General features: G+C 44.8%; 5 protein-coding genes and 1 pseudogene. 4 read left to right on the top strand and 2 right to left on the bottom strand.

Features of this window, described 5'->3' with window-relative positions; genetic code table 11:
- Positions 1 to 48: 48 nt before the first annotated feature.
- The gene (gene sov / locus QVP94_RS16075) at positions 49 to 7,467 is read left to right on the top strand and encodes a T9SS outer membrane translocon Sov/SprA (protein WP_022192980.1); all 7,419 of its coding nucleotides are present in this window, start codon (positions 49 to 51) and stop codon (positions 7,465 to 7,467) included.
- Positions 7,468 to 7,567: 100 nt separating this feature from the next.
- Positions 7,568 to 10,282, top strand: a complete 2,715-nt coding sequence (locus tag QVP94_RS16070) for a TonB-dependent receptor (RefSeq protein ID WP_005861053.1) — start codon at positions 7,568 to 7,570, stop codon at positions 10,280 to 10,282.
- 38 nt (positions 10,283 to 10,320) lie between these two features.
- Here the strand turns inward: QVP94_RS16070 and QVP94_RS16065 are convergent, their stop codons facing one another.
- Entirely contained in the window at positions 10,321 to 11,019 is a 699-nt protein-coding gene (locus QVP94_RS16065; protein WP_005861055.1) for a M48 family metallopeptidase, read from the bottom strand.
- A gap of 106 nt (positions 11,020 to 11,125) precedes the next feature.
- Between QVP94_RS16065 and gpmI the strand changes: the two genes are divergently transcribed.
- Both gpmI and QVP94_RS16055 read left to right on the top strand, forming a co-directional pair.
- Complete coding sequence (gene gpmI, locus QVP94_RS16060) at positions 11,126 to 12,649, top strand: 2,3-bisphosphoglycerate-independent phosphoglycerate mutase (protein WP_022192979.1); 1,524 nt, start codon at positions 11,126 to 11,128, stop codon at positions 12,647 to 12,649.
- Positions 12,650 to 12,665: 16 nt separating this feature from the next.
- Positions 12,666 to 13,247 carry a DUF3109 family protein gene (locus tag QVP94_RS16055; protein WP_008773936.1) on the top strand — a complete coding sequence of 194 codons (582 nt, stop codon included), beginning with the start codon at positions 12,666 to 12,668 and terminating at the stop codon, positions 13,245 to 13,247.
- Between the two features lie 93 nt (positions 13,248 to 13,340).
- Here the strand turns inward: QVP94_RS16055 and QVP94_RS16050 are convergent.
- A pseudogene (locus QVP94_RS16050) lies at positions 13,341 to 14,300 on the bottom strand (Rpn family recombination-promoting nuclease/putative transposase).
- Positions 14,301 to 14,479 lie beyond the last annotated feature (179 nt).

The following is a 14,479-nucleotide window of genomic DNA, read 5'->3' as shown; positions in this document are numbered from 1 at the left end:
ATTGACAATTGAGGATTAACGATTAACAATTGACAATTAAATGAGAAAATGAGAAAACGAATACTGAAATATTCCATATGGATCGTTGTATTATTGTTTGGTGTCGGCTTGTATTCGCTGAATGCTGATTACCTTGCGTATACATCATCTTTGCCGGAATTGGAGTTGCTGGAAGCTCCGGAGGATACGATTCCTCCCCGTTATCCGGTAGCTAAAACTACACCGGAGGAATATCAAGATATCGTGAAACAATCACCTGCCGATTTGCGTGATCCGGAGAATGTCAAGACTACGATTGAGTATGATTTAAAGACGAATACGTATATTGTCCGTACGAAATTAGGCGATATGGAGATTGGTACGCCGATGAGTTTAACCCCAGCGGAATACCAAGATTATTCTATGCAACAATCACTTCGTTCCTATTTCCGCCAAAAGAACGAGGAAGAATTCCAAAAAGCTACGAATAAACAGTTCAACTTAACCGATATGCAGTTTAATATCGGTGCGGCGGAACGTATTTTCGGCCCCGGTGGAGTACGTGTAAGAACACAAGGTTCGGCCGAGATCACGATGGGATTGAAGACGAATAAGAATAATGATCCTTCTCTTCCGGAGCGTTCCCGTAAACGTACTTTCTTCAATTTTGACGAGAGTGTGCAGTTGAATGTACAAGCCTCGGTGGGTAGCAAGGTGAATTTCGGAATGAATTACAATACCGAGACCTCTTTTGATTTCGATTCCAAAAAATTGAAATTGGCGTATACAGGCGAGGAGGATGAGATTATCAAGTCGTTAGAAGCCGGTAACGTGAGCATGAATACCAGCAATTCCTTGATTAATGGAGGTGCGGCTTTATTTGGTATGAAAGCGGATTTACAATTTGGTAAGTTGCGAGTGAACGCCTTGTTTGCCCAGCAGGAATCTGAATCCAAGACGGTTAGCTCAAAAGGGGGCGTGCAGACGAAGCCCTTTGAGATCAAGGTGGATGAATACGACGAGAACCGTCACTTCTTCTTGGGCCATTATTTCTATGATAACTACGATAAGTTTATGGAGTCTTTGCCTACCGTCACCTCCGGTATCGAGATCTCTAAGATAGAAGTGTGGGTGACCAATAAACGAGGTAATTATGACCAGTCCCGCAATATCGTAGCTTTCACCGATTTGGGAGAAAATGAATCTCGTAATATCGGTAATACTGCGTTGGTGATGCCTTCCGGAACGGACAGACGTCCGAATAATTCCGCAAACAATTTATATACGACTTTAACCACTCAATTTACGGATGCCCGAAAGATAAGTATGGTTAATGATGCGTTGAAAGGCTCCATGGAGGGAGGACGGGATTTTGAAAAAATCGAGAGTGCCCGTTTGCTAGAGTCATCTGAGTATACATTAAACAAGAAATTGGGTTATATTTCTTTGAGGACTCAGTTACAGGCTGATGAGGTATTGGGTGTCGCTTTTAGTTTTATCTATAATGGCAAGACCTATCAAGTCGGTGAGTTCTCTACGGATAATAAAGAGAATACGAGTGACTGTATTTATGTGAAGTTGCTAAAGGGTATCACGATGTCGCCGGATATGATGTTCTGGGACTTGATGATGAAGAACGTATACTCATTGGGTGCTTATTCGGTGCAGAAAGAGAAGTTTAAGTTGAACGTTACCTACCAGAGCGATTCTACCGGTACGTATGTAAACTATCTTCCGGAAGGTAATTGTGCGAATCAAATCTTGATTCGGGTATTAGGGCTGGATCGCTTGGATACCTATGACAATCCGAATCCGGATGGTTTCTTCGATTTTATTGACGGTTATACGATACAGGCGGAGACCGGTAAGATTATATTCCCTTGTGTACAACCTTTCGGTTCGAAATTACGGGAAAAGGTAGGTAATGCCTATGCTAGTAAATATGTATTCCAAGAGTTGTATGACTCGACATTAACTGTTGCCCGCCAGATCGCCGAGAAAAATAAATTCCTTTTAAGTGGTGAGTATAAAGCCTCGTCGGGTTCGGAGATCGACTTGGGAGCTACTAATGTGGCCCGTGGATCCGTACGTGTCACGGCAGGAGGAGCTACACTGACCGAGAATGTGGATTATACGGTAGATTACAGTTTAGGACGTGTGACGATCTTGAATGAGAGCATCATATCGAGTGGGACACCCGTTAGCGTATCTCTGGAGAACCAGTCTACTTTTAATATGCAGCGAAAGACGATGATCGGGTTAGACTTGAATTACCAGTTCAATAAGGACTTCATGGTCGGTGCCACGGTTATGCATATGTCGGAAATGCCTCTTACGGTAAAAACCACTTTGGGAGATGAGTCTATAAAGAATACTTTATGGGGCTTGAATACCTCTTATAAAGCCGAGAGCCAGTGGTTGACAAATGTATTTGATAAGTTACCCTTGTTGACATTGACCAAACCTAGCCAAATCTCATTCAATGCGGAATTCGCTCATTTAATAGCGGGACATTATGAGAATCAATATACGGGTGGTTACTCTTATTTGGATGACTTCGAGTCTACACAAAGTGGTATGGATCTTTTGAACCCGTATGCTTGGAACTTGGCGAGTACCCCCTATGAAGATTCGAATCCTAAATTTCCGGAAGCGGAGAAGGTGAACGATATCGCTTATGGTAAAAACAGAGCTTTGTTGGCTTGGTATACGGTAGACGGAATCTTCACACGGAAGAGTTCCTCTTCCCGCCCTCGACATCTTACGAATGATGATTTATCGAATCATTACACCCGTGGAGTCAGTTATAAAGAGATCTTCCCGAATAAAGAGTTGGGAACCAATGATAATACGACTTTGCCTGTATTAAACCTCGCTTTTTACCCGAATGAGCGTGGTCCGTATAACCTGGATGCGGAAAATGTAAACTCGGACGGTACGTTGGGTAATCCGGAAAAACGTTGGGGTGGTGTAATGCGCAAGATCGAGCCTAGCGATTTGGAATCTGCCAATTATGAATATATCGAATTCTGGCTTTTAGACCCGTATCTTGAGGACGAGACAGCCGAGGGTGGTGACCTATACTTTAACTTGGGTGAGATTTCCGAGGATATCTTGAAAGATGAGCGGAAATTCTTTGAGAATGGTATGCCCGTGGACGGTGATATGTCGAAAGTTGATACGACTGTTTGGGGTAAGGTGCCTCGCACGCAAAGTACGGGATATGCGTTTGATGCCCAAAATCGTGAGCTGCAAGATGTCGGTTTGAACGGTCTTTCTACGGAGGAAGAGCAAATTTTCCCTACGTATGCGGATTATTTGAATAAATTGAGGGCGAAACTATCCGGCGAGACAATCTCTAAGATGATGGATGATCCGTTTTCTCCTTTTAACGATCCTGCCGGGGATAATTATCACTATTTCCGTGGGGATGATTACGATGCTAAGGAGTTGGATATCCTATCTCGCTATAAACGATATAACGGTACAGAGGGAAACTCACAAGAATCCGATCAAAGATATGCTACAGCCGGAAAGAGTACACCAGATGTGGAAGATATCAATGGCGATAATACGTTGAATGAGACAGAGAAATATTTTGAGTACAAGATCTCTCTCCGTCCAAAAGATTTGCAGGTCGGTGTAAACAACATCGTTGATGAGCGTACTCCGGAAGTAACCTTAATGAATGGTGATAAGGAGAAAGTAAAATGGTATCTATTTAAGATTCCTATTAAAGATTATGAGAAGAGGGTTGGAGCGATCCGGGATTTCAAGACAGTCCGTTTCATGCGTATGTATATGACAGGATTCCGTAAGTCTACGGTTCTGCGTTTCGGTACCTTGGAATTGGTTCGTGGTGATTGGCGTACTTATACGCAGGATTTGTCAAATCCTCTTATTCCGCCAAAGTCTGATGGACAGATCGTCGTATCTTCTGTAAATATAGAGGAGAACGGGCAGCGTCAGCCGGTCAACTATGTGTTGCCTCCGGGTATCAGCCGTATGTTCGATTCCAGTCAGCCTCAGTTGCTTCAACAGAACGAGCAGGCATTGTCTATGAAGATAACGGATTTATCTCCTGCGGATGCACGTGCGGTTTATAAATCTACCGCTTATGACCTTCGCCGGTATAAACGATTACAAATGTTCGCTCATGCGGAAGCGCCGATTGATGAGAGCAAGACTTTGTCGAATGGTGATTTCTCTGTATTTATTCGTTTAGGTTCTGACTATAAAAATAATTATTATGAGTATGAGGTGCCTTTGGATCTGACTCCCCATAGTACTATTCTTTATAATACGAACAATAGTGCGGATCAAGAAAAAGTATGGCCTTTAAATAATACCTTGAATTTTAAACTGGAGACTCTAACCGACTTGAAGTTGGAGCGAAATAAATTGAAACGTCAAGGACAGGGAAATATAAGCTACCAAAAGGTTTATTCGAAAAATGATCCGGATAATACGCGTAATAAAATCAGTATCATCGGTAACCCTAGCTTAGCGGAGGTGAAAGTGATCATGATCGGCGTACGTAATAATACGGGTGATATCAAGAGCGGTGAGGTTTGGGTAAACGAACTTCGTATGACCGATTTCGACGAGAAAGGCGGTTGGGCCGCTAATGCGAATCTGAACGTCGCTTTATCCGATTTGGGTACGGTCAATGTAAGTGGACGAATGGAAACCGCTGGTTTCGGTGCGTTGGATCAGTCGCTGGCCGAACGTCGGATGGATGATTATTCGCAATATAGTGTGGCGACCTCGATTGAGTTGGGTAAGTTGTTCCCTGAGAAAGCAAAGGTTAGCATACCTTTTTACTATGCTTATTCGAAAGAGACTACAACTCCTGAGTATGATCCGTTGAATGAGGATATTAAGCTTTCGGACGCTTTGGATGCGGTAGAGACCCAAGCCGAGAAAGACTCCATCAAGAGTTATTCTTTGAATCAGACCACTATTAAGAGCGTCTCTTTCAATAACGTAAAGGTAGATATCCGTAGCAAGAACCCGATGCCGTATGATCCGGCGAACTTCTCGTTAGGTTACTCTTATAGCCAGAACAGTAAGAAGAACCCGGAGACCGAATATGAGACAACCAAGGATTACCGGGGTAATTTCGCTTATAATTATACGCCTTACGTGAAACCGTTCCGACCCTTCGAGAAGCTGAAGAAGAATAATGGATATACGAAATATATCAAGCAATTCGGACTGAATTACGTTCCGTCGAATATTAGTTTCCAGACAGCGATGATGCGGAATTACTATGAGATTAAGCTAAGGGATTTGACAAGTTCTACGGATGGAGGTAACCAGTTGCTCTCATTCAGTCACAATTTCTTGTGGGACCGTGCCTTCAGTTTACGTTGGGACTTTACGAATAATCTGAGCATGACGTTTACTTCCGGTACGAATGCCCGCATCGAGGAACCGAATGTTCAAGTGAATAAGAAATTGAATCCGGATGATTATCAGGTATGGAAGGATTCCGTGAAGCAAAGTATCCGTGATTTGGGTACTCCTTTGAAATATGACCAAACGTTTAATGTCACTTGGAATATGCCATTGCAATTCATACCGGCATTAGACTGGGTAAATAGTTCATTGACTTATAATGCCACGTACAACTGGGATCGTGGAGCCAATGTCGCTAGTATTGAGTTGGAACAGGGTAATATAATAAAGAACCAACGTCAATTTGACTGGCAGGGTAGTTTCAATTTGCAGTCATTGTACAATAAGAATAAATATCTGAAGAAGATCAACCAGAAATTTATGGCCTCTTCCCGGGTAAGCGCTCGTCAACCGGAGAAAAAGAAGAAAGAGGTGAAACTAGAGAAAGAGATCCAATTGAGCCCGGATAGTGGAACGATCGTGCAGCATGGAATGTTTACGAAGAAGGTTCGTATCACGGCACGTGGAGCGGACGGGAAGGTCTATTCAATTAAATACAAGCCGATCAATTACGCCCAAGTCATGATCTTGAATAAGGATACGGCCCATTTGAAGCTGACAATCGTGCCCGGTCCTCAGCCTTTGGAAGGAACCTTGACGAAAGTCGCTGAGTATAGTAGCCGTTTCTTGATGATGGTACGTCGGGTAAACATACAATATTCGTTGATAGACGGTATGATGTTGAGTGGTTACGCTCCGGAGGTTGGTGATATGTTCGGACAACGGCGTACAGGAACTTTGGCTCCGGGACTCGGTTTTGCTTTTGGAGCGGTAAGAAGGAGCTTTATCGACGAGGCGGACGAGCGGGGCTGGCTGGTAAAGAATGAGAATATGACGACTCCCGCCATGATCAATAGCGCGAAGAATCTTACGATTCGTGCGAATCTAGAACCTATAGCCGGCTTGAAGATTGATTTGAACGCAAACCGGGTAGATACCCGTAGTACCGATATCTATTATATGCAAGACGGTATGCCCGAGCAGATGGGAGGTAGCTTCACGATGACTACGATTGCCTTGGGGAGCGCTTTCGGCGGCAGCGGAAACGCTAATAACGGTTATTCCTCGAAAGCGTTCGATAAATTTATCGCTCATCGTAGCGTGATCGCCCAGCGTTTGATGGATACCTATTCTGGTACGGTTTATCCGAGCTCCGGTTTTATGGCGGGGCATGCTTTAGCGGGAAAACCTTATGATCCAGCCGTAGGGGGAGGCGTAAGCCTGAATTCCATGGAGGTATTGGTACCTGCTTTCTTGGCGGCTTATACGGGTAAGGACCCGAATAAGGTAGGCTTGTCAGCCTTCCCGTCTGTTAAGAGCCTGCTACCGAACTGGCGTGTTACGTATGATGGCTTGATCCGTATACCGGTTATCCGCAAATACTTTAAGAGTATGATGTTAAGTCATCAATATCGTTGTTCCTATAGCGTAGGTGCGTTTTCCTCCTTCTTGGATTGGGTAGATGCCGGGCAGGATGGTTTGGGATATATCCGCGATATCCAGACAGGTAATCCTACGCCGTCGTCTCCTTATGATATAGCGGCCGTGAGTATCACGGAAGGATTCAGCCCGTTGTTTGGTGTGGACGCTACTTTATTGAATAATATAACAGGTAAATTTGAGTTGCGCAAGACTCGTAACTTAAGCTTGAATATTTCCTCTTACCAATTGGTGGAAGCGCTTTCCAACGAATTCGTGATAGGAGTAGGATATAAGTTGACTGAGTTTAACAAGGTGTTGAAAATGAAAAAGACACGCGACTTCAGTAATGATCTTACGATCCGCTTAGATTTCTCTTACCGTAAAATGCAATCGTTGATCCGTAAGATTGAGGATCAGTTTACGCAGGCTACCAGCGGGAATATCGCCAAGACCATCCAGTTCTCTGCGGATTACGGGTTAAGTCGTGCCTTGACATTGAGAGCGTTCTATGATTTACAGATCAATGAGCCGATCGTGTCCACATCTTCTTACCCGACATCGAACTCGAACTATGGTATTAGTTTACGGTTCTCCTTAGCGCAATAAAAAGAGTATAGTCTATTTACAGGACTTCTTGGTCTGTTTTTAAATACCTGTCTAGCGGTATGGAATAAACCTTTATATTTGTGCGAAATATAATTTGGATATGAAGAATACTTACAAATTGATATTATTTCTTCTCTTGATAACCCATGCCTCTTTCGGCCAAGACGTGAAAGGGTATATTAAGGATGCGGAGAGCAAGGAAGCTTTAGCCGGGGTAAACGTTTTTTATAAGGACAAAGGGGGTACGAGAGGAACTGTGTCTGATATAAACGGTTATTATGAGCTGAAAGTGACGGATGGCGACGCTGTATTGACTTTTAGCTATCTGGGATATGAAACGTTGAGCGTTCCCGTGAAAGTAGATCCGGGAGAGTTCTTGACGCATGACGTATCCTTGCGAACAAACTCAAACATGATGGACGAGGTAGTCGTGAGCGTCGGGCGTTATGAGCAAAAGCTAAGCGATATTACCGTCTCTATGGAATTGTTGAAAGCGAAAGATATCACTCGTCAGTCTCCGAAAGATTTAACGGATGTATTGAAGAATATCTCCGGTGTGGACGTAACGGACCGGCAACCTTCCGTACGCGGTGGTACGGGATGGACCTATGGCGTGGGTAGCCGTTGCTTGATTCTGGTGGACGGAATGTCGGTGCTAACTCCGGGTTCCGGCGAGATAAACTGGAATATGATCCCGATGGAGAACGTCGATCAAGTAGAGGTACTGAAAGGGGCCTCTTCCGTATTATATGGCTCTTCTGCCTTGAATGGTTTGATTCACGTGAAAACGAAACGCCCCGGATTGGATCCGGTAACACAGGTGAACGTACAAGGAGGATTGTATGGGAAGCCGCGCCAAGACGGGACGCCTTTATATGGAGGCTTGGATCTCTCTCATTCCCGTAGGATCAAGAATTTTGATTTGACAGTGGGGGCTAATACATTCTTGGACGACGGGTATCGGCAGGATAATTACAATCGCCGTGTCCGGGTCGGTGGGAATCTTACGTATCACGATCCCCGGGTACAAGGGTTGAACTATGGCGTGAACGTGAATTATTTGTATAACGATTATACCGGTTTCTTTATCTGGCGTTCTCCGGAGGAGCCCTATATTCAATCTCCGCTGGCGAATATGGGACGCCGTGAGAATACATTTTATATAGATCCCTTCTTGAATTATACGAATTCGGAAAAAGGGACGACTCATCGTTTCAAGGGGCGTTTCTTCCATCGGGGAAGCCGTATCATCACGCATACTACGGATAAGTCTCTTTTTGACATAACGAATAATATGGGTTTTGATATCTCATCCGTCCCGGAGATTATCAATATGGCGCAAAACTGGCAAACCGAGTTATTGCCGACCTTCTTACCGTATTTGCCGGAGGTGATGAACGGGAAGGTGAGCGGATTGATGGGTGAATTGGGCAAGCTGGGAAATCATTTTTTCCCGACAGCTACCTCGGCGGATTATATGGACTTGATTTCTTGGGTGATGGGACGTACTCCGCTACCCGATAAGAATAACGTAGGGGCTTGGTTGGTAGATGCCATGAAACCGATGGAGAAAAAAGCGCCGGAGGCTACGGATCATACCTATTCCTATAATCTGGATTACCAATTCAGCAAGAAGTTCGAACATTCACAACTCACGGTTGGAGGTACTTATGAGCGTATTCATGCGGATTCGAAAGTGACCGGGCAGCATAGTAGCGATAATGTGGCTACCTTCCTGCAATATGATCATAAGTTTATCGATCGTTTGAACGTCTCGGTCGGTGTTCGTCTGGAGTATTACCGGGTCGATGATTTCTACCGGGAAGCGGAGACGAAGATTTTCGGGGCGAAGGTTCCGGTAAAACCTGTTTTCCGTGGAGGCTTGAATTATGAATTGGGTGAGTATAGTTTTATCCGGGCATCTTTCGGACAGGGATACCGTTATCCATCCGTTACGGAGAAGTTTATCCTGAAGGATATCGGAGGTGTGGGAGCTTTCCCGAACGCTGAATTGAAAGCGGAGCAAGGTTATAATGCCGAACTTGGTTTCAAGCAAGGCTATAAGTTCGGCAATTTGAAGGGCTTTATCGATGTGGCCGGCTTTTATACCCGTTACAAGGATATGATCGAGTTCCGTTTCGGCCTGTTTAATAATAAGACCTTCGATTATATCGATGGGCTTTCCAAGTTGTTCAATGCGTTCTCTAGCGGCGACGGCTTAGGAATCGGCGCTCAGTTCACGAACGTAGGCCGGGCGGAGATTTATGGGGTAGACTTGTCTACCTCGGGTGTGTATGAGTTTAACCGTGATACTCGTCTGGCATATACTTTGGGGTATGTTTATACGAATCCGATCGATATGGACGTGGATTCACGGAACGCGGAGGAGGAAGCGAATGATGACTTAATGGCGATGCGTTCGAAATCGAATGACAGCAAGTATTTAAAATATCGCCAGAAACATTCCGTAAAGGGGGTATTTGATCTGGAATGGAAACAGTTTAATATCGGAACGAATATGTCATGGAAAAGCAAGACATTGGCGGTCGATTATTTTATGGTCGATGAGCGTACGAAAGCGGAGCCTAACCTGATGGATTATATGCGCTCGATGCTATTCGGAAACTTACATGATTATTGGGCAGAGAACAATAAAGGATATTTCGTCATGGATATGCGTGTCGGGATGAAAGTGACGAAGAATATCCATGTACAAGGACTGGTGAACAACCTCTTAAACAAGCGCTATAGCGCCCGCCCGATGGATGTCGGCGCACCCCGGACTTTCATTCTGCAAGTAGGAGCCAATTTCTAACAAATTACCTAGTTGTAGAGACGGAGCGTGCTCTGTCTCTACAACATGTGATAGTTTTTCAATTCGCTTCGTAAACGAATCGCTTGATTGTCCGTCACCTTATCCATCAGTTTCCAGAATCTTTCGCTATGGTTCATCTCTATCGTATGGCAAAGCTCATGCAATAATACATAATCCACCAAATGCCAAGGAAGAAGCATTAATGATTGCGAGAGGTTAATGCTCTTCTTCATTGTACAACTTCCCCAATGCGTTTTGCTATTATTGATTTTCACCCCGGTCAACATAAATCCATGTTGTCTAGCCAATAGCGTGATACGTTCCGGCAACAACCGTTTCGCCTCGTGGCGGAGCGCCTTCTCCAGCATGGATTTCAATAAGGATTGCACCTCTTCCTCCTCGAAACGAGTCTCATTCGGACAAGCGATATGCAGTACTCCATCCTCCAATCTCATGTAGAAATTACTTCGCTCGGTGCGGAAGATATGCAAGCGGAATGTCGTAGCCTGTAACTCCGATCTTTCGTCGAGCAGGGGCCGGGCCGGATGCTTCTGGAGCGCTTTTACCAGCCGGGCCTTGTTCTCCATGATAAAAGCGATCATACGTTTCTCGTCTCCCCCGGGTGGCATCGTGGCGGTTATCTTTCCTTTTGATATCTTGAGCGTGTATCGAGTGGCCCGGGGAGTGGTACGGAGCGTTATGACTCCCAAATCCTTGTCTTGTATATTCTTTTCCATTCCTGCCACAAAAGTAATACATTGAGAAAAACAATAATACGATGGAATTGATTATCTTCGCGATCGTAAAGGTTAAAAACATAATCAATATAATAAATTAGCAATCATGAGCAAAAAAGCACTTTTAATTATCTGTGATGGTTGGGGAATTGGTGACAAAGGTAAAGACGACGTGATCTTTAACACGCCGACTCCATATTGGGACGAGTTATTGAAAACTTATCCAGCCTCACAGTTACAGGCTTCTGGCGAGAACGTTGGTTTGCCTGACGGACAAATGGGTAACTCTGAGGTGGGCCACTTGAACATCGGTGCTGGCCGTATCGTTTACCAAGATTTGGTGAAGATCAACATCGCTTGCCGCGAGAATACGATCATGGAGAACCCGGAGATCAAACGTGCTTATAGCTACGCGAAAGAGAATAATAAGCAGATCCACTTCATGGGCTTGGTTTCCGATGGTGGTGTACATAGCTCTTTGGAGCATCTTTTGAAGTTGACGGATATCGCCAAGGAATACGGAATCAGCAAGGCTTATGTACATTGCTTCATGGATGGCCGTGATACGGACCCGAAGAGTGGTAAAGGTTTTATCGAGACGTTGGAGAATCATCTGAAGACTACCGGCGGTAAGATCGCTTCTATCATCGGACGTTATTACGCTATGGACCGCGACAAACGTTGGGAACGTGTGAAAGAGGCTTACGACTTATTGGTCGAAGGTAAGGGTAAGCAAGCCGAGTGCATGGTAAAAGCGATGGAAGAGTCGTACGCCGAGGGTGTAACGGACGAGTTCATCAAGCCGATCGTTCACGTTGAGAACGGAAAGCCGGTTGCTGTTATCGAGGAAGGCGATGTCGTGATCTTCTTCAACTACCGTAACGACCGTGCGAAAGAGCTTACAGTTGTATTGACTCAGCAAGATATGCCGGAGGCCGGTATGCATACGATCCCTGGCTTGCAATATTTCTGTATGACTCCGTATGACGCTAGCTTCAAGGGTGTTCATATCTTGTTCGACAAAGAGAACGTAAATAATACGCTGGGTGAGTTCTTGGCAAACGTAGGTAAGACTCAGTTGCATATCGCCGAGACAGAGAAATACGCTCACGTGACTTTCTTCTTCAACGGTGGCCGTGAGACTCCGTTCGATAGCGAGGAGCGTATCTTGGTCCCTTCTCCTAAAGTGGCTACTTACGACTTAAAACCGGAAATGAGCGCTTTCGAGGTGAAAGATAAATTGGTGGACGCTATCAATACGAAGAAATTCGATTTTATCGTAGTGAACTACGCCAACGGTGATATGGTAGGCCATACGGGTGTCTACAAAGCGATCGAGAAAGCGGTCGTAACGATCGACGCTTGCTTGCACGATACGGTTGAGGCCGCTAAAGCCAACGACTATGAGGTAATCATCATCGCTGACCATGGTAATGCGGATCACGCCTTGAACGAGGATGGCACTCCGAATACGGCTCACTCCTTGAACCCTGTTCCATTCGTTTATGTGACAGTCAACAAGGACGCTAAAGTAGAGGATGGTATTTTGGCCGATGTGGCTCCTTCAATCCTTCACATCTTGGGCTTGAAACAGCCGAAGGAGATGACTGGCAAGTCATTGATTAAATAAGAGCTAGGCGCATCTTATGATCCAGATAGATGACACTTTAGTAAGTCTTGACGTTATCGAGCGTTATTTTTTATGTGATCTTTCCAAATGTAAGGGGGAGTGCTGCGTGGAAGGAGATTCCGGCGCTCCATTAGAGGATTCGGAGTTGGCGAAGCTCCAGAAAGTATTGCCCATTATCTGGGATGATTTATCCCCGAAAGCTCAAGAGGTCATTAATAAGCAAGGCGTAGCTTATATCGATGAGGAAGGCGATACGGTTACCTCTATCGTGAACGGCAAAGATTGTGTCTTTACCTGTTACGACGCCGATGGTACTTGTAAATGCGCTATTGAGAAAGCATACCGGGAAGGTAAGACGGATTTCTATAAGCCTGTTTCTTGCCATCTTTACCCGATACGTGTCACTCAGTATCGGGATTTCAAGGCCGTGAACTATCATCGCTGGAGCGTTTGTAAGGCAGCGGAGATCTTAGGAAAGAAAGAGCAATTGCCGGTTTATAAGTTCCTCAAGGAGCCCTTGATCCGTAAGTTCGGCCAGGCTTGGTATAAGGCCTTGGAAGAGTGTGCGGAGGAATGGAAGAAGCAGCGTGAGGAGTAGCTTTTAGATCGTTTATAAATATAAAAAATCCCTTCAGTCTCTCCCTTTGATAACTATACGTTAAAAACGGATGGAGGCTGAAGGGATTTTGTTTTATAGTCGCTCTATTTCCTCAAGGGAAAGGCCGGTGCATTTTTGGATGATAAGAGGGGTTATTCCCTCGGCTTTCATATTACGTGCCGTAGATTCTTTCCCTTTTTGCAGTCCTTCTTGCAATCCTTCTTGTAATCCTTTTTGCAATCCTTTTTCCATGCCTTCTTCCATCCCTTTTTTCATGCCTTTCTCAACGGCGAAGTCCAAGGTGTTATAATAATCATTATACATCTTCCACTCCGCCTCGTACTGCGCTCGTTGTTTGGGGGTGAGGTTCGCCATGGATCCGATGCGTTCCAACCGCTCGAATATGGCCTTGCGTGCCTTGAAAGGCATTCTGTCTAATGTACCTTGCGTGCCTTGAATGGCATTCTGTCTAATGTGTCCATATGCTTTAGTACATAAATCCAACGTTCAAAATCAGTCTCGCATTCTTCCTCCTCTTTGTTGAATCGAGGAAGCTCAATATAGATCTGGCGGAACTTGGGGTTGAATACCTGTCCGTTCTCCCGATCCGCCAGCACGATGTCCCTTCGGAACTTTCCTTCGTTCCTGTTATTGTTTGGCCTGTTCTCCTCGTCTAGCGTGAAGTTCAAGAAAAAAACACCGTACACGGCCGCCAGCTCATAGTCCCATGTTCCCTTTATCCCCTGTTCCACCACCGAGTGCGAGAGGTAATACAAGGCCCTGTCTTTGAAGTGGGGCTGTTCCCTGTTCTGCATCTCGATTATGATCCGTTCGCCCTTGTCGGTCTCGCAATGGATATCGAAGATGACCTTCCTTCCTTGCTCTGTCTCGGGCAATCGCTCATTGTTCATTGTTCATGATCCTCAGGTCCATGATAGTATGCTCCCCTTTGAGGAGGTCGTTCAGGAACTCGATTAAAATGTCCTTGTTCATTTCCCTGCCGAATATGTGCTTGAAGCCGAAATCGGTGAAGGGGTTGATAAATTTTCCCATAGTGTTTATAGGTTTTAGTGATTAATAGGATATAGATGGTTCTTTTCCATCTTTGGCGATAAAGATACGATTTTTATTATATGGGGCATTCATTTAGGCTTTAAAAAAACACGTACGTCTTTTTTCGGAAACACCTTGTGTAGTTTGAGTGAAGACGAGATATAGTGAACGCATAAAGG

The organism is Parabacteroides sp. CAG:2 (assembly GCF_000436315.1).
Classification (GTDB): domain Bacteria; phylum Bacteroidota; class Bacteroidia; order Bacteroidales; family Tannerellaceae; genus Parabacteroides; species Parabacteroides distasonis.
Note: the sequence above shows the minus strand (reverse complement) of the source record. Positions and strands in the feature narration are given on the sequence as shown.